The sequence below is a fragment of the Streptomyces sp. NPDC033845 genome (genome assembly GCF_055576225.1).
Genome location: NZ_JBVIRI010000008.1, coordinates 184,965 through 200,557 on the forward strand (window position 1 = coordinate 184,965; position 15,593 = coordinate 200,557).

Annotated in this window: 16 protein-coding genes and 1 pseudogene; 8 read left to right on the forward strand and 9 right to left on the reverse strand. The window is 73.7% G+C overall.

All coding sequences use genetic code 11. The features are described from left to right. The first annotated feature begins 67 nt into the window (after window positions 1-67). On the forward strand, window positions 68-1,159 hold the full coding sequence (locus tag ACZ50K_RS19410; RefSeq protein ID WP_468904384.1) for a GNAT family N-acetyltransferase: 1,092 nt from the start codon (window positions 68-70) through the stop codon (window positions 1,157-1,159). A gap of 37 nt (window positions 1,160-1,196) precedes the next feature. Here ACZ50K_RS19410 and ACZ50K_RS19415 read toward each other — a convergent pair whose 3' ends face one another. Next, window positions 1,197-2,132, reverse strand: a complete 936-nt coding sequence (locus tag ACZ50K_RS19415; protein WP_468904386.1) for a PIG-L deacetylase family protein — start codon at window positions 2,130-2,132, stop codon at window positions 1,197-1,199. A gap of 113 nt (window positions 2,133-2,245) precedes the next feature. Then, window positions 2,246-3,064: a hypothetical protein gene (locus ACZ50K_RS19420; protein WP_468904387.1), complete on the reverse strand. Its 819-nt coding sequence runs from the start codon at window positions 3,062-3,064 to the stop codon at window positions 2,246-2,248. A gap of 175 nt (window positions 3,065-3,239) precedes the next feature. Between ACZ50K_RS19420 and ACZ50K_RS19425 the strand changes: the two genes are divergently transcribed. From ACZ50K_RS19425 to ACZ50K_RS19435, 3 genes are all read left to right on the forward strand, one after another. Continuing rightward, entirely contained in the window at window positions 3,240-4,733 is a 1,494-nt protein-coding gene (locus tag ACZ50K_RS19425) for a hypothetical protein (protein ID WP_468904389.1), read from the forward strand. A gap of 79 nt (window positions 4,734-4,812) precedes the next feature. Beyond that, on the forward strand, window positions 4,813-6,153 hold the full coding sequence (locus ACZ50K_RS19430; RefSeq protein ID WP_468904391.1) for an AAA family ATPase: 1,341 nt from the start codon (window positions 4,813-4,815) through the stop codon (window positions 6,151-6,153). An 83-nt stretch (window positions 6,154-6,236) separates the two neighbouring features. Beyond that, window positions 6,237-7,613 (forward strand): vWA domain-containing protein, encoded by a 1,377-nt coding sequence (locus ACZ50K_RS19435; protein WP_468904393.1) that lies wholly within the window; start codon window positions 6,237-6,239, stop codon window positions 7,611-7,613. 62 nt (window positions 7,614-7,675) lie between these two features. On the opposite strand, the gene ACZ50K_RS19440 is transcribed toward ACZ50K_RS19435, so the two are convergent. Both ACZ50K_RS19440 and ACZ50K_RS19445 read right to left on the reverse strand, forming a co-directional pair. Next, window positions 7,676-9,145 carry a sensor histidine kinase gene (locus tag ACZ50K_RS19440; RefSeq protein WP_468904395.1) on the reverse strand — a complete coding sequence of 490 codons (1,470 nt, stop codon included), beginning with the start codon at window positions 9,143-9,145 and terminating at the stop codon, window positions 7,676-7,678. Beyond that, entirely contained in the window at window positions 9,142-9,858 is a 717-nt protein-coding gene (locus ACZ50K_RS19445; protein WP_468904398.1) for a response regulator transcription factor, read from the reverse strand. The genes ACZ50K_RS19440 and ACZ50K_RS19445 overlap by 4 nt, the downstream gene beginning before the upstream one ends. An 81-nt stretch (window positions 9,859-9,939) precedes the next feature. Here ACZ50K_RS19445 and ACZ50K_RS19450 point away from each other — a divergent pair, with 81 nt between their 5' ends. The 3 genes from ACZ50K_RS19450 (at window position 9,940) to ACZ50K_RS19460 (ending at window position 13,017) form a co-directional block, all read left to right on the forward strand. Beyond that, window positions 9,940-11,160, forward strand: a complete 1,221-nt coding sequence (locus tag ACZ50K_RS19450; protein ID WP_468904400.1) for a UDP-N-acetylglucosamine--N-acetylmuramyl-(pentapeptide) pyrophosphoryl-undecaprenol N-acetylglucosamine transferase — start codon at window positions 9,940-9,942, stop codon at window positions 11,158-11,160. Beyond that, the gene (locus ACZ50K_RS19455; RefSeq protein ID WP_468904402.1) at window positions 11,157-12,164 is read left to right on the forward strand and encodes an SDR family NAD(P)-dependent oxidoreductase; all 1,008 of its coding nucleotides are present in this window, start codon (window positions 11,157-11,159) and stop codon (window positions 12,162-12,164) included. Before ACZ50K_RS19450 ends, ACZ50K_RS19455 begins: the two co-directional genes overlap by 4 nt. Before the next feature lie 112 nt (window positions 12,165-12,276). Further along, a complete protein-coding gene (locus ACZ50K_RS19460) occupies window positions 12,277-13,017 on the forward strand; it encodes a hypothetical protein (protein ID WP_468904404.1) in 741 nt (246 codons plus the stop codon). 92 nt (window positions 13,018-13,109) lie between these two features. Here the strand turns inward: ACZ50K_RS19460 and ACZ50K_RS19465 are convergent, their stop codons facing one another. After that, complete coding sequence (locus ACZ50K_RS19465; protein WP_468904406.1) at window positions 13,110-13,307, reverse strand: hypothetical protein; 198 nt, start codon at window positions 13,305-13,307, stop codon at window positions 13,110-13,112. Between the two features lie 160 nt (window positions 13,308-13,467). Beyond that, the gene (locus ACZ50K_RS19470; protein ID WP_468904409.1) at window positions 13,468-13,680 is read right to left on the reverse strand and encodes a hypothetical protein; all 213 of its coding nucleotides are present in this window, start codon (window positions 13,678-13,680) and stop codon (window positions 13,468-13,470) included. 341 nt (window positions 13,681-14,021) lie between these two features. Between ACZ50K_RS19470 and ACZ50K_RS19475 the strand changes: the two are divergent. After that, window positions 14,022-14,120, forward strand: a pseudogene (locus ACZ50K_RS19475) (TOBE domain-containing protein); the annotation flags it as partial. A gap of 57 nt (window positions 14,121-14,177) precedes the next feature. Here ACZ50K_RS19475 and ACZ50K_RS19480 read toward each other — a convergent pair. From ACZ50K_RS19480 to ACZ50K_RS19490, 3 genes are all read right to left on the reverse strand, one after another. Beyond that, on the reverse strand, window positions 14,178-14,633 hold the full coding sequence (locus ACZ50K_RS19480) for an iron chaperone (protein ID WP_468904411.1): 456 nt from the start codon (window positions 14,631-14,633) through the stop codon (window positions 14,178-14,180). Between the two features lie 86 nt (window positions 14,634-14,719). Continuing rightward, window positions 14,720-15,196 (reverse strand): pyridoxamine 5'-phosphate oxidase family protein, encoded by a 477-nt coding sequence (locus ACZ50K_RS19485; RefSeq protein WP_468904413.1) that lies wholly within the window; start codon window positions 15,194-15,196, stop codon window positions 14,720-14,722. Beyond that, on the reverse strand, window positions 15,193-15,525 hold the full coding sequence (locus tag ACZ50K_RS19490) for a VOC family protein (RefSeq protein WP_468904721.1): 333 nt from the start codon (window positions 15,523-15,525) through the stop codon (window positions 15,193-15,195). The genes ACZ50K_RS19485 and ACZ50K_RS19490 overlap by 4 nt, the downstream gene beginning before the upstream one ends. Window positions 15,526-15,593: the final 68 nt, after the last annotated feature.

Here is a 15,593-nt window from a genome sequence, read left to right on the forward strand (position 1 = left end):
CGCGTCGCACGGGGTGTCCTCGGAGCGGCCACGACCCCGCGAGCATTCCGACCAACCAGGAGCCGACGTGCCCACTCAGCGCATCGACGTGATGCACCCTGCCGACCTCAGCCCCACGGACGTACGGCTGTGGAGCGCCCTGCGGGCCGAGACGGCGACCGTCGCCAATCCCTTCATGAGCCCCGAGTTCTGCCGGACGGTCGGCCGGGTCCGGCCGGGCGCCAGGGTCGCGGTGGTCCGCCAGGACGGCGAGACCTGCGGCTTCTTCCCCTTCGAACGGGGCCGTTGGGGCCGCGGACGGGCGATCGGCCTCGGCGTCTCCGACTGCCAGGGCGCCGTCCTGCACCCCGACGTCCGGCTGGATCCGCACCAGCTCCTGCGCGCCAGCTCGCTGGCCGTCTGGGAGTTCAACCACCTCGAAAGCGGCCAGGACCTGTTCATGCCGTTCACCACCGGACGGTTCGCCTCGCCCGTCGTCGAACTCGGTTCCGGCTACGCCCACTACGAGGACCTGCTGCGCACCCGCAACCGCAAGTTCCTGAAGTCCACCCTGGCACAGGACCGCCGGCTGGGGCGCCGCGTGGGACCCCTGCGGTTCGTGTTCGACGAACGCGATCCGGCGGTGCTGCGCACGCTGGTGGCGTGGAAGTCCGCCCAGTACCGCCGGACCGGCCGGCGCGACCGGTTCGCCCAGGACTGGATCGACAACCTGGTGCGCCTCCTCGCCGACACCCGCACCCCGGACTGCTCGGGCCTGCTGTCGGCGCTCTACGCGGGAGACCGCCTGGTCGCGGCCCACTTCGGGCTGCGCTCACGCACCGTGCTGTCGTACTGGTTCCCGGCCTACGACCGGGAGTTCGCGCCGTTCTCCCCCGGACTCGTGCTCCATCTCCGCATGATCGAGGCGGCCGCCGCCGCCGGGATCGAGGTGGTCGACCTCGGCCGGGGCGAAGCCGCGTACAAGGACTCCTTCAAGACCCGGGAGCTGACCGTCCACGAGGGCGTGCTGCTGCGGCGCAGCCCGGGCGCGGCCCTGCACTGGCTCAGCCGCGAACCCGGGCGCGCCGTGCGCCGCTTCGTCCGGGAGCGGCCCCAGCTCAAGGCCAGGGCCGTGGACCTGCTGGAGGGTGTCGGCAGGATCCGCGACCGGCGCCGGTGACGATACGGGGCCGGGCCGGGCGGGGCGGGGCGGGCGGCTACACCTTGATCTTGCCGGGGCGGTAGTGCGACGGGAGGGTGTAGACGAACTCGCGGGGGTCCTGGTGGGCGGGCTCCAGCTTCTCGTAGGCGCTGTGGTAGCCGAGGGCGTAGAGGTTCCGGCTCGGGTCCCAGGTGTTGTAGCAGTAGATGGAGTTCCGCTTGCGCTGCATGTGCGCCGAGGGGATGTTCAGCACGTAGGAGGCGCCCCGGGCCCGGTCCGCGTACGGGCGGTCGTAGGCGTAGATGTGGTTGAAGCGGGCGTCGGTGATGGTGCCGTCGTTCAGCAGCCGGTAGGCCGCGTCGCTGCACGCCTTGTGGGTGGCGGTGATGTCCAGCCAGCCGGCGGAGAACTTGTGCGAGGCCCCGGGGTACTTCTTCGCCAGGGCCTTCACCTTCGCGGTGACCTTGTCCACGAACCCCCCGTAGGTGGAGTCGTTGTGGGCGCTGTCGGGCAGGTCGAAGTTGATGACCTTGTCCACCCCGATCGCCTTCGCGGAGGCCATGAACTCGGCGGTGCGGCAGGGCACGATGTTGGTGGCGCCGTCGGTGGGCCACTTCAGGTCGTGCCAGTGCCCGGGCGCGGCACAGCGCTCCTTCAGCAGCTTGCACTCGCCGACGTTCATCCGCGCGGCCAGCGCGTCGTTCTCGCCCCGGCTGACCAGCACCAGGTAGACCGGCCGGCCGGCCGCCTTGTGCTCCAGGATCGAGCCGGCCATGCCGATGGCCTCGTCGTCCTGGTGCGGGGAGTAGAAGATGGCGGGGGCGGCGGCCGCGGAGGCGCGGGACGCGCCGAGGGAGGCCTGGGCGGCCAGCACGCCCGCGGTGAACGCACTGGCGGCCAGGACGTTGCGGCGGCTCGGGCCGCCCGCCGTACGGCCTTCGGCGGCGGGGCCGCCGGCGGTGCGATGGTGGTGGTGCGGGTCGGTGCTCACGGGTGTTCCCCCTCGGGACGGTCGGATCCTGACCGAACCGAGTCGATCACCGACTCCCGCCCGGATCCAGGCAGTTCCACCGGAGGGAATGCGCCCCGGCCCAGTTCTTCCGGTCAGCGGCGCAGCGCCTCGGCGAACATCGCGACCGTCAGCGGAATCGTGCAGAGGAGGGCCAGGAGGCAGAGCCAGGCCATCGCGGTGTCCAGGAACCGGGAGGAGGGACTCCGGAGGACCAGGACGTCCGAGGGGTCCTCCGGGTTGTAGCTGACCTGTTCGGCCAGTGCGGCGCTCAGATGCGAGAAGTAGCGGGTCGCGCCGGTGCCGTCGGTGTACTGGTACACCCTGGGCCGATCGGTGTACACCGCGAAGACGGTGACCCCGTGCCGGCGCAGGCGCCGCTCGTGGAACGCCGTGACCGTCACGTGCAGTTCGAGCCCGCCGAGCAGGACGGTCAGACCGCCGACGATCAGACCGACGAAGGCGGAGGCCTGGGCCTCGGTGTCGTCGCCCGTGGTCATCAGGGTGATGGACACGGCGATCACCGCGACCAGGGAGCCGGCCACCGACCACAGCAGTCTGCGCCGGAACCTCTGCAGTCTGGTCCTGGCGAAGGAGCGCACCACGACCAGGGCCCCGCCGTCGACCTCCCCGACCGGATCGGGCAGCAGTGCGTTGACGGCGTCCGCGAACACCACGGCCGCCGCCTCGCTCACGTCCTCGATCCGCTGCACGGACGGCGCCACGCCCTCCGGGGCCCTCAACTCGACCGTCACACAACGCCCTTCGGCGCGGACCCGGGCCACGGCCCGGGACGGGATCTCCAGGGTCTGGCCCCGCTGTTCCAGGACCAGCCCGTCGTGCCGCCAACTGAGTTCGGCGGCGGCGCGGCCCTGGAGCACGGGTATGGAGGAAGGCGAAGACGTGATCGACATGGGGAGATCGTAGGACGATATCCGGCCAACGACCCCGATGATCCACCTGGTGGTCAGCCCACGCCCTCGGACCGGAATGCGGCTGACAGATCATCCGGAGCGTGTCTATGATTCCGGCGATGAAGAACTTCACTCCTTCCGGATTGGGGGAATCGTCCGCGCAAGGTGACTGCTGATGGCAGTTCACTTCGCGGAACCGATTCCGTCCCACCTGCTGATGTGGCAACGCGTACGCGAGTACGCCGTGCCACCGTCCATGATCGCGAATGCGACCGCCCGCCGCACCACCGGTGACTGGGCGGGAGCCTGTGCCGCCGCCCGGGTGGACGTCGACCTCGATCTGCGCACCGTGCGAAACCGGCACGGCACCGACCTGACCGACCGCCTCCGCGCGGACCTGCGCCGACTGGCGCCGGACCTGCTGCGCTGGCACATGCCCCGGATCGCCCCGGACGGGCGACTGCGCCCCGGACTCACCCTGGCGCTGGCCCGCTACCCGGCGGGCCCGGGCACGGCACCCGTCCGCCTGGTCGTACGGACCCCGCCGGCCTGGGCGGACGCCGGGCAGCGGATGTCCCTGGCCCTCTGGGAAGGGGCCCGGGACGGCCTGCCCCGGCACCATCCGCACCCCCACCCCGACCGCCGCTTCCGGCTCGACCTGCACCGCCACCTCTGGGACGGCACGCGCAGCGCCGAGTTGGCCCGGCGGTGCGGTCCGGCCGAACCGTACGACCCATGTGACGCGTACGACCCGTACGACCCGTACGGCTCTTCCGGCGGGCAGGACCCCGCCCGGCCGCCCGACCACTGGGCGGCCGAGGCGGAACTGCTGCTGCGCGCCGAGGGCCGTCCACGCGGCGCGGTCACCGCGCGGCTCGGCAGCCGCAGCCGTGCCGTCCTCGAACTCGTCGCGCCCGACGACAGCCATGCCCCGACCCTCCGTCCGATACGGGACGCCCTGTCGCCGCACCGCATCTCGGCGCTCCCGGTGCTGCCGGAGGCGGTCGTACGGCCGCTGCCCGATCTGGAGCTGCTGCGGGCCGGGCTCGTCCGCGCCGGGGCGCTGCATCCGCTGGTCGCGGCGGCGCTGACCGCGCACCTCGGCCACGATGCGGGCGGGGACCTGGCAGCGGGCCGGAGGCCGGCCGACGGACCGCCCGGACCCGAGCCCGGGGGATCCCCGGACCCGCACCGGGTCGAGTGCCTGGGCGAGATCCACCGGATCACCCTCCGGGACGGAGTCCTGACCGCGGGCGACCACGCACCGGCCCAACTGGCCCGTGAGCAGCTGCTCATGGCCCTGGGCGGGCCGGGGCTGCCCTGCCTGCGGGCAATCGACGCCGTACACCGCAGCCCCGAGGCCCTGCCCGCCGTCCGCGAACGGCTCCGGCACGGTGATGTGACCGGGGCGCTGACCGTGGTCGAGGGACTCCTCGGCACGGGCGCGGTACTGCGCGAGGGCCCCCTGCGGGATGCCCTGCGGGCCGCCGTGACCGGCCGTCTCGACCACGGACTCTTCCGCTCGGAACTGCTACCGGTGCATCCCGCGGCGGACACCGCCGGAGACCCGGACCACCGGCACCGGCCGCACCCGCACCGGCGGCTGCCGTGGGAGATGCGGCGCAAGCAGCAGAGCCGCACCCGGCCCCGGGCCGGCCAGTACTCCTGACCGCGCGCCGCCTCCGGCGTACGGCGCCCATGACCTCCAGGACGGGTCTCCCGTCCACGAACCCACCCAGGTGACCCCCATGACTTCCAGCACCCTCCTTTCCACACCCGTGCCCGTGACCGTGCCCGAGCCCGTGCCCGTGCCCGTGCCCGTGCCCGTAGCGGCGGAATCGCCCGCCGCCACCTCCGGGAAACACACCCAACTCGGCCTCGCCGACGAGCTGTTGACCATCCTCCGGACCACCACCACCGAGCCCCGCTCCGATGAGCAGCTGGAGGCGCTGACCCTGTCCGTGGCGGCAGACCTGCCGGTGCTCCTCTGGGGTGAGCCCGGCATCGGCAAGACCGCCGCGCTGACCCAGCTCGCCGACTCCCTCGACCTGCCGCTGACGACCGTGATCGCGAGCGTCCACGAACCGACCGACTTCTCCGGGCTGCCCGTCATCGGTGATGACCCGGCGGTGAACGGGGTGCCCATGGCCCCGCCGCAGTGGGCCGTGGAGCTGGTGCGTGCCGGGCGCGGCCTGCTCTTCCTCGACGAACTGTCCACCGCAACCCCGGCCGTTCAGGCCGCGCTGCTGCGGGTCGTCCTGGAGCGCAGGGTGGGCGCTCTACAACTGCCGCCCGGCGTACGGATCGTGGCGGCGGCGAACCCGCGGGCCTCGGCCGCGGACGGCTGGGAGCTGAGTCCGCCGCTGGCGAACCGGTTCGTGCACCTGTACTGGGTGCACGACCAGGACGTGGTGGTGCGCGGGCTCGGCGGGGTGTGGCCGCGGGCCCGGCTCCCCCGGCTGGATCCGGCGGGACTGGCGGAGGCGGTGGAGTTCGCCCGCCGGGCGGTGTGCGGGTTCCTCGCCGTCCGGCCCAAGCTGATCCACCGGCTGCCGACCACCGAGACCCGTCGCGGCGGGGCCTGGCCCTCGCCCCGGAGCTGGGAGGCGGCGATGACCCTGCTGGCCTTCGGGACCGCCGCCACCGTCTCCCGTGACGTACTGGCCCTGCTGGTCCGGGGTGCGGTGGGGGACGGCCCCGGGCTGGAACTGCTGGCCCATATCGACCGGATGGAGCTGCCGGACCCGGAGCTGCTGCTGGCCGATCCGGCCACCGCCGAACTGCCCGGGCGCGGCGACCTGCGGCAGGCCGCGCTGGAGGCGGTGGTGGCGGCCGTCGGCGCGCGTCCGGAGCGGGCGCGCTGGGAGGCGGGCTGGGCGGTGCTGGTCCGGGCGATGGAGACCGGGGCTCCGGATCTGCTGGTCGGCCCGGCGAAGGCCCTGGCGGCACTGCGGCGCGACGGCTGGGAGATCCCGGACGCCGTGGAGCGGCTGGCCTCGGTGATCGGCCTGGCCCGGCGGGCGGAGGGCTCGGTGGCCCGCACCGCGGCGGCGGCCGGCGCCAGGGGCGCGGCGGGTGGGGCCGTATGACCGCCCCCGGCTCGGGTTCGGGCGTCGCCGGCTCCGGACGCGGGACCGCGCAGGGGCGGGGGGTGCGCCCGGTCCCCCGACCGATGGCACCGCCCCCGCGGCCCCGGCCCGTACGGGTCACGCTGCCCGGTCCGCGCCCGCCGGGGCCGGTCGTCCCGCTGGACTGGGAGAAGCTGCTGGCGGCCCGGCTGCACGCGGTCACGGTCCGCCCGTATCTGGCCGACGCGCTCTTCGCACTGCACCCGGTGGAGGACCGGTCGGTGCCCACCATGGCCGTGGACGCGTACTGGCGCTGCTACGTCTCGCCCTGGTTCGTCGCCCGCACCCCGCTGGAGGACCTGGCGGGCGTCTGGGTGCACGAGGTCTCCCATCTGCTCCGCGACCATCACGCGCGGAGCGAGCGGTACGCGCGCGAGGAGGGCGAGGAGGGCCTGGGCCGGGGTCGACCGGTCGGCCGGGGGAACGAGGGTGACCGGAGCCAGGCCAGGGGGCAGGCCGGGGGGCAGAGCAGCGGGCCCGCGCCCGGCTCCCGGCTGCGGCAGAACCTCGCCGCGGACTTCGAGATCAACGACGACATCTACGGCGACGGCCTGCCCGAACCCGAAGGGGCGGTGCGCGCGGGGATGATCGGCCTGCCGGACGGGCTGCTGATGGAGGAGTACCTGAGGAGGTTCTCCATGGCGGGCCGCATCCCCGGGCTGGCCTGGCTGGACTGCGGAAGCGGCGCGGACGGACGGGCCCGGCCCTGGGACCTGGGGCCCGAGGGGGCGCACGGGCTGAGCCGGCAGCAGCGGGACGCGGTGCGCTTCCGGGTCTCCGAGGCGATCACCGCCCGGCCCGGGGAGGCTCCGGACGGCTGGCAGCGCTGGGCCGACGAGGTGTTCCATCCCCCGCAGCCGTGGCGGGAGTTGCTGGGTGCGGCGGTCCGGGCGGCCGCCGGCTCGCCGGGGACCGGCGAGGACCACAGCTACCGGCGGCCGTCCCGGCGTTCGGCCGCGCTGCCCGGTGTCGTACTGCCGAGCCTGCGGCGGATGCCGCCCCGGGTGTGCGTGGTGATCGACACCTCGGGGTCGGTGACCGATGCCGAGCTGGGCAGCGCGCTGCTGGAGGTGGCGGCGATCGCGCGGGCGGTGGGCGGCCGGCGCGATCTGGTGTCGGTGATCTCCTGCGACGCGGCGGCGGGTGTCGCCGTGCCGCTGTGCCGGGCCGAGAGCCTGGAACTGATCGGCGGCGGCGGTACGGACCTGCGCTCCGGGTTCGCCCGGGCGCTGCGGTCCCGACCGCGTCCGGACGTGATCGTCGCCCTGACGGACGGGCAGACGCCCTGGCCCTCCGCCCAGCCGCCGTGCCGTACGGTCGTCGGCCTGTTCCCCCGAGGCCCCCGCGAGGTGAACGAGGACGACCCGGAGTACCGTCCGGACGCCCCGCCCGACTGGGCCCGTGTGGTGACGATCGGCTAGCCGGCCTGGCCGGGCACCCGACCACCCGACCACCCGACCACCCGGAAACCCGGCCACCCGGGCTACGGCCGGGGCGGGTGGTCGCGCGGTCCGGGCGCGGGCGGTGCCGGTGGCGGGAAGGTGAGACGGAAGAGGGCGCCGCCGCCGGGGGCGGCCTCCGCCGTGAGTTCGGCGGAGTGCGCCCGGGCGATCTGCCGGGCCATGGCCAGACCCAGCCCCGAGCCCGGCAGGGCCCGGGCGGCCCCGGAGCGGTAGAAGCGGTCGAAGACGTAGGGGAGGTCCTCGTCCGAGATCCCCGGTCCGTGATCACGAACCGTCAGTTCCGTTTCTCCGGAAGGGACTTCTTTCATCAGCTCGATCTCGACGGGAAGTCCGTCGCGGCTGAACTTGGCCGCGTTGTCGAGCAGGTTGCCCAGCAGCCGGCTGAGCCGCGCCGGTACGCCCGAAACGACCACCGGCGCGTCCGGCACCCGTACGTGGAAGGGCACGGCGGGCCAGTGGGTGCGCGCGGCCTGTGCGCAGTGCTCCACCAGCGCGCCGAGCCGGACCTGTTCCACCAGCGGCCGCGGTTCCTCGTCACGGGCGAGCTCGATCAGGTCGTTGACCAGTCCGGTCACCTCCCGCAGCTGCCGTCCGAGCGCGGCGGAGGCGCGTTCCCGCTGCTCCGGGGTGAGGCGGTCGGCACGGGCCAGCAGTTCGGCGTTGGTGCGCAGTGCGGTCAGCGGGGTGCGCAGTTCGTGGGAGGCGTCCGCGACCAGTCGACGCTGTGCGGCCACCGACTGTTCGAGTTCGCCCAGCATGGTGTTGAAGCTGGTGGCCAGCCTGGTGATCTCGTCCTCCCGTCCCGGTGGCGGGAGTTCGATGCGGTGCCGGGCGTCGCGGGTGGCGGCGATCCGCTCGGCCGTCGCGGTGAGCCGGCTGACCGGGGCCAGGCCGGTCCGTGAGACCCAGTACCCGAGGAATGCGGCCAGCAGCACCCCGGCGGCCGCCGTCAGCACCAGCCACCGGGCGGCTTCCTCGATGCCGTCCTCCACCGTGTCGGCGCGCAGGGCGACTTGCAGGGCCCGGCCCTTGGCGTAGTCGGTGGTGAGCATCCGGGCGGGATGTCCGGAGAGCATGAAGTTGGTGTAGTAGGGGGCCCGGTGCCCTTCGGCGACCTCGCGTGCGGCCGGGGCCACCGGCAGCAGCGGCGGTGTCGCGGGATCCCGGGCGGGATCGGCCGGCACCACCTCGGCGCAGGCGGGGGCCGCGAGGAACCGGCACTCCCCCGCCAGAGTGCCCGGCCCGGCCCCCGGGTTGCGCTGGGCGGCGAGCCGGGCGGACTGGGTCAGGCTCAGATCCAGCTGCCGGTAGAGCGCGGAACGGACCACCAGGAACGCCGCCGCGCACACCCCGACCGCGACCAGGGCCACGGCGGCCGTCACCGACAGCGCCAGCCGGGTGCGCAAGGGGCCCCGGCGACGCCAGACCCGCCCGAGCCGCCGACGCCCGGAGGCCTTGAATCCGCCGCCCGGCCCACCCGCGACGCTCACGGCGTGTCCAGCCGGTAGCCGACCCCGTGGACGGTCTGCACCAGCCGGGGCTCGCCCCCGGCCTCCAGTTTCCGTCGCAGATAGCCGATGTACACGGCGAGGGAGTTGGAGTCGGGACCGAAGTCCCGCCCCCAGACGAGCTCCAGGATCAGCTCCCGGGGAAGCACCTGACCGGGATGCCGCAGCAGCAGTTCGAGCAGCGCCGCCTCGGTGCGGCTGAACTCCAGCGGCCGGTCCCCCCGCCGCCCGGTTCGGGTCCCGGGATCCAGCACCAGGTCCGCGAACCCCAGCGGCACGGCCCCGGCCGGCTCGGGGGCGGCCCGGCGCAGCAGCGCCCGTACCCGGGCGACCAACTCGTCCAGGGCGAACGGCTTGACGAGATAGTCGTCCGCACCTGCCTCCAGCCCGTCGACCCGCTCGCTGACGGAGTCGAGCGCGGTGAGGACGAGCACGGGCGTACGGTCCCCGAGCGCCCGGAGCTGCCGGCACACCCCGAGCCCGTCGAGCACCGGCATCATCACGTCGAGGACCACCGCGTCGGGCTCCCAGGCCGCGATCTGCGAAAGGGCGGCAAGCCCGTCGGCGGCGCCCCGCACCTCGTACCCCTCGACGGCAAGCCCGTCCTCGACGGCAGCCCGCACCTCGGGCTCGTCATCGACGACCAGAATCCGCCGCCCACCGCCCCCACCCGCACCACCCATACCGCTGTCCATGGAACCCATAGGACAAAGACTGCCAAACAACCCCGGAGAACCTCTTAGAACCTTCTTAGGGCGCACCGGGAGTGTGCGGGCATGGACACCACCACACCACACACAGCTGCGGCGCTCTCCGTCGTGATCGGTGCGGGCGGGACCGGCGGGCACATCTATCCCGGTCTCGCCCTCGCGGAAGCGCTGCGAGCCGCCGTTCCCGGAGCAGTGGTCTCGTTCGTCGGGACCGAGCGGGGCCTTGAGACCGAGCTGATACCCGGCGCCGGCTACCGTCTGCACACCGTCGACATGATCCCCTTCGATCCCGCCCTGGGCGCCAAGCGGTACCTGTTGCCGGCGGCGCTGCTGCGGTCGGCGCACCAGGCCCGCACGGTGATCCGGGCGCAGGGCGCGCACGCCGTCGTGGGCATGGGCGGGTATCCGAGCGCGCCCGCCGTGCTGGGTGCCCGGCTGGCCGGGCTGCCCGCCGTGATCCACGAGTCCAACGCGGTCCCGGGCCGCGCCAACCAGTTCGCGGCCCGGCTCACCCCGCACATCGCGGTGGCCTTCGACCGGGGCCGGGACCAGCTGGCGGGCGGTGAGCGGGCGCTGACCACCGGGATGCCGATCTCGGCCGCCCTGTCCGGGCTCGCGCGGCTGTCCCGGGCGGACCGGGCGGCGCTGCGTGCCGAGGCCCGGCGGGTGCTCGGGGTGCCCTCGGGGCGTCGGCTGGTCGTCTTCAACGGCGGCAGCCTGGGCGCCGTCCGGCTGACCCGGGCCGCTGCCGGGCTGGCCGGCCTGTGGCAGGGCCGGGACGACGTACAGCTGCTGGTCAAGACCGGGCCCGCCGCGCTGGCGGACACGGTGGCCGAGCTGGCGGCGACCGGCGGGCAGCGGATCGCCCGGGCCGTCCCCTACCTGGACCGGATGGACCTGGTCTACGCGGCCGCCGACCTGGTCGTGTGCCGCGCGGGCTCGGCGACCGTCGCCGAACTGGCGGCGACCGGGGTTCCGGCGGTGCTGGTGCCCTACCCGCACGCGCCCGGCGACCACCAGACCCACAACGCGCGGGTGCTGACCGACGCCGGTGCCGGTCTGCTGCTGCCCGACGACGCGACGACCGCCGAGCGGCTGGCCGGGCTGATCGGGCCGCTGCTCGCCGACCCGGCCCGGCTGTCGGCCATGGCCGGTGCCGCGGACCCCGGCCCGCACGCCCGGGCCGCCGAACTCCTGGCCGCCCATGTGCTGCGCATCGCCGGATTCGGATCCTCCTCCCCCGCCTCGCCCGCCTCCCTCCCCACCACTCACCTGGAGCGCATATGAACGACCAGAACCAGATCTGGGCAGACCGCACCGTCCTCGTCACCGGTGCGGAGGGCTTCATCGGCTCGACGCTGGTGGACCTGCTGGTGTCGCGGGGTGCGCGGGTGCGTGCCTTCGTGCACTACAAGCCGTACGCCGAGAAGGGGCATCTGGCCCGCTACCTGGCCGATCCGTCCGGCCCGGTGGAGATGTGGGCGGGCGACGTCCGGGACGCGGGCCGGGTCAGCGACGCGGTGGCGGGCTGCGACACCGTCTTCCATCTGGCGGCCCTGATCGGGATCCCCTACAGCTACGCCTCGCCGGGCGCGTACGTCCAGACGAACGTCACGGGCACCCAGAACGTGGCGGAGGCCTGCCGGCGGCACGAGGTGCGGCGGCTGGTGCACACCTCGACGAGCGAGGTGTACGGGACGGCGCTGACCGCGCCCATCTCGGAGGAGCACCCGTTGCAGCCGCAGTCCCCCTATTCCGCCTCGAAGATCGGCGCGGACATGATGGCGCTCTCCTTCCACCACGCCTTCGGGCTCCCGGTGAGCGTGGTGCGCCCCTTCAACACCTACGGGCCGCGCCAGTCGGCGCGCGCGGTGATCCCGACGATCCTGGCCCAGCTCCACTCCGGCTCCCGGGAGGTCCGTCTCGGCTCCCTCACCCCGACCCGGGACTTCACCTTCGTGACCGACACCGCGGCGGGCTTCCTCGCGGTGGCGGAGTGCGAGCGGGCGCTCGGTGAGGTGGTCAACCTCGGCACGGGCGAGGAGATCTCCGTCGGCGCGCTCGCCGAGGAACTGATCCGGGCCTCCGGCCGGGAGGCCGAGGTGGTCGTGGACCCGACCCGACTGCGGCCCTCGGGCAGCGAGGTGCAGCGGCTGCTGTCGGACAACTCCCGGGCCCGCGAATGGGCCGGCTGGAAGCCCGAGGTCGACCTGGCGGAGGGGCTGCGCCGCACCTCGGACTGGATCGCCGCGAACCTCTCGCTCTTCGCTCCGGACCGCTACGCGGTCTAGGCGGTCTCCCTCGGCGAACGGTTTCGGAATCTTCCGTTCCGGGGAGTGTGTCCAGCGCTGCCGCGCCTGCGCGGCAGCGCCGCATCGCCCGACACGACAGCCGAGGGAGACCATGGGCCGGCACAGGACACGCGGGACGGCCGCATCAGCCGCCCTCGCCGCGGTAATCGCCCTCGGGCTGTCGGCGGCGCCCGCGGCCGGCAGCGGCACCGGGGGCGCGGCAGCGACCGTACCGCCGTACGGGGTGACGGCCGCGACTCCCGCCGCCCACCGCGACCCGGCAACCACACCGCCCCCGCCCCGGCTTCCCCGTGACTTCCGCGGCAAGGGCAGGTGGATCGTCCGGGACCTGGACATCACGGTGCCGTTCACCTGGGAGGGCAGGGACGGCAACAGCCAGATGACGGCCGGCGGACCGCAGCACCCGATCTGGTTCACCAACCTGATCTACCGGAACACCCTGTACACACTGACGTACAAATGGCCGGGGCTGACCGAACACCCCTGCTCGCGCATCCCCGACTTCAGTCTGGAGCAGCTGAACGAGGCCTTCTCCAAGGCCCGGTTCGTCGGCCCGGCCACCCTCCGGAACACCCAGCCGCACCGGCGGGTCAACCACTGGAGGGTGGGCGTGGTCCTCCCCCAGCTGCCGCCCGGCAACTATCCGCGGCTGCCCCTCGCCCTGGGTGACATCTACGTCGACGAGAACAGCCCCGAAACCTTCTGGCAGGTGCTGCAGTTCGGCGTCCAGAACCTCTACGACCCCGAACTCGACGAGTGGATGGTCATGGACACCTTCGAGCACCGGCCGGGGACCGTCACCCTCCCGAAGCGGTGCGCACCGCCCCGCTGAGCACGGGCGATACGGACGGTACGGGCGCCCCGTGCCGGCGTACGGGGTGCCGGCGTACGGGGTACCGGCGTACAAAGTGCCGGCGCTCGGGGTCAGGCGCGGTGGAACAGGTCGGCGTCGGAGGAGCGGTGCCGGCCGCGCGGGGCGGCATGCGCGCCGCCGGGCAGCTCGCGGCCCTCGCGGAGCCACTGGCGGGCCACGGCGTCGTAGATGGGTGAGTCGGAGACCCGCTCCTCGTCCGCCCCGGGATCGCCGGAACACCGTCGCGCTGGAACGATTCTCTGCTTCATGACCAGTACAACGACCGGGCGCCCGGCACCGTGGCGGTCCGTGATCCATCCGTCATCACCGACCGTCTGGCCGGCGCGCCGGGAAGACTCCCGAGCGCGCCGGTCCGCGTGTAAGGCGGTGCACGGAGGTGTGCGGAGGTGGACGGCGGGGCGGGGCGGATCAGGTTCCGAAGAGGCGCAGGACGCGCGGGGCGTTGGGCAGGCCCTCCGGGGACACGGCGGTGCCGGTCAGCGGCATCAGATGCCCGTTGCCGCAGTCGCCGGGCTGCTGATGGTCGAGCTCCCAGTCCCGGCTGAGCGGGGAGGAGGCCGAGCTGGTGGCGTAGAGGGGCTGGTGGCAGGAGCGGCACCAGTAGAAGGAGCGCGCGCTCACGGCGTCTCCCCTGCTGCGTCGAGGGGACGGTGGGTGGCCGGGATCCGGTGGGGTCGAATGGCGGTGCTCGGGCCGTGGGGGCTGGCGCACAGGAAGCGGAATCTCTCGTTCACATCGGCTGAAACGATCCGGCACGCTCCACGTCACCGTTCCCGCACCCGGAGTTCACCTTGACGCCCGTTCCGGTTCGGCCACCGGTGGGCCCGCGCCCTCGTACACGCCGACCCGCCTCGTCTTCGGCGGAGGGAGAAGGAGGCCGTTCGGCTGGTGGGTCCGACGGGGCGTCGGACCCGGGCATTCCGGTCCGGTCAGGTCGGGGGCGGCGCGGGCCGTCAAGGCCCGCGGCGGTCACCAAGGGCGCCGTCGAGGCCCTGGGGCTGACCGTCGGTTCCTCCGTGGTCGCGCTGATCAAGTCGACCGAGGTCTCCCTGCCGCTCTGACCGGCCACGCGCCGCCCGGGGCCCAACCCGCCCCGGGGACCCAGCCGCACGGGGTGCTCAGCTCACCGCCCGCTCCACCAGCTCGGCGATCCGGGCCTCCACCTCGGGCGTCACCTCGGTCAGGGCGAAGGCGGAGGCCCACATCGGGCCGTCGTCCAGCTCCGCCAGGTCGCTGAAACCGAGCGTGGCGTAGCGCGCCTTGAACTTCTCCGCGCTCTGGAAGAAGCAGACGACCTTGCCGTCCAGCGCGTAGGACGGCATCCCGTACCAGAGCTTCGGCGCGAGGACCGGTGCGGTGGCGGTCACCACGGCGTGGACCCGCTCGGCCATGGCCCTGTCCGTGTCCGTCATCTCCGCGATCTTCGCGAGGACGTCCTGGGCCTCCTGGGCCGCCTTGTCCGCCTTCGAACCGCGACGGGCCGACCTCTTCAGTTCCTGTGCGTGGTCCTTCATCGCGGCACGCTCCTCGGCGGTGAATCCGTCGAAGGCGCGGGTCTCGGTGCTGCTGCTCATTGCGGGTCTCCTCGATGCGTGCGGTCGTCGGCGATGTGTGGTTCGTGTACTGCGGTCCGTGAAGGGGTCGCGGTCCGTAAAGGGGTTCAGGGCAGCCAGCGGGCGTCGCGCATCAGCTCGCGGCCGGTCAGCTCGTTCTCCTCGCGCCAGGCCCTGATCCGGCGGGGGGTGATACGGAACCACTGGTACCGGGTGGTCGAGGTGCGCGGGTCGAAGCCGGTTCGGGCGGCGAACCGGTCCCCCAGGTGCGGTGCCAGGGCCTCGATCGCGAGCACCTCGACATCGCCGTCGATCAGGGCGAGGTCGCGGGTGTGCCCGAGGGCGAGGCGGACGGTCCCGGTGGCGGCCAGGTTCCGGCCGGTGGGGCTGTCGGCCGGGGTGGCCGCCCAGAGCGCCTCGCCGTCCCAGTCGAAGGAGAGCGGCACCAGGTGCGGGATGCCGTCCGCCGAGGCACTGGCCACCCAGACGTCGATGTCGTGGGCGAGCCGGTGCTCGGTGTCGCGCCTGCGCTGTGCGCGGGAGCGGGGCGGGGCCCCGGTGGGGGTGTCGGTCGGGGTGGTCATCGGTCCTGCAGCAGACCGATGGGGTTGCCGTCCGGGTCGATGGCGACGGCAATCAGGCGGCCGCCGCCGACGTCGTGCGCGGGCTCCTTGACGGTGGCGCCCGCGGCGGTCAGTGCGGTGAGCTTCGCCTCGATGTCCGCCACGTGCCAGTAGGCCAGCGAGGAGGTCAGGCCCTGCGGCCCGCCGCCCGGGAGGAGGCCGATGTGCTGGCCGTCGGCCTCGAAGCCGACGTAGTGGGGCCCGTCGGTCTGCGGGGGGACCCCGAGCAGCGCGGCGTACACGGCCTTGGCCTGGGCGAGGTCCGAGACCGGGTGCAGCACGGTCTTCATCGCCGGGGTGGGAGAGCTGGTCACGTTCACTCCTGTGGTCGTGGTCGTGGAACCGGTCGCCCGGTCCG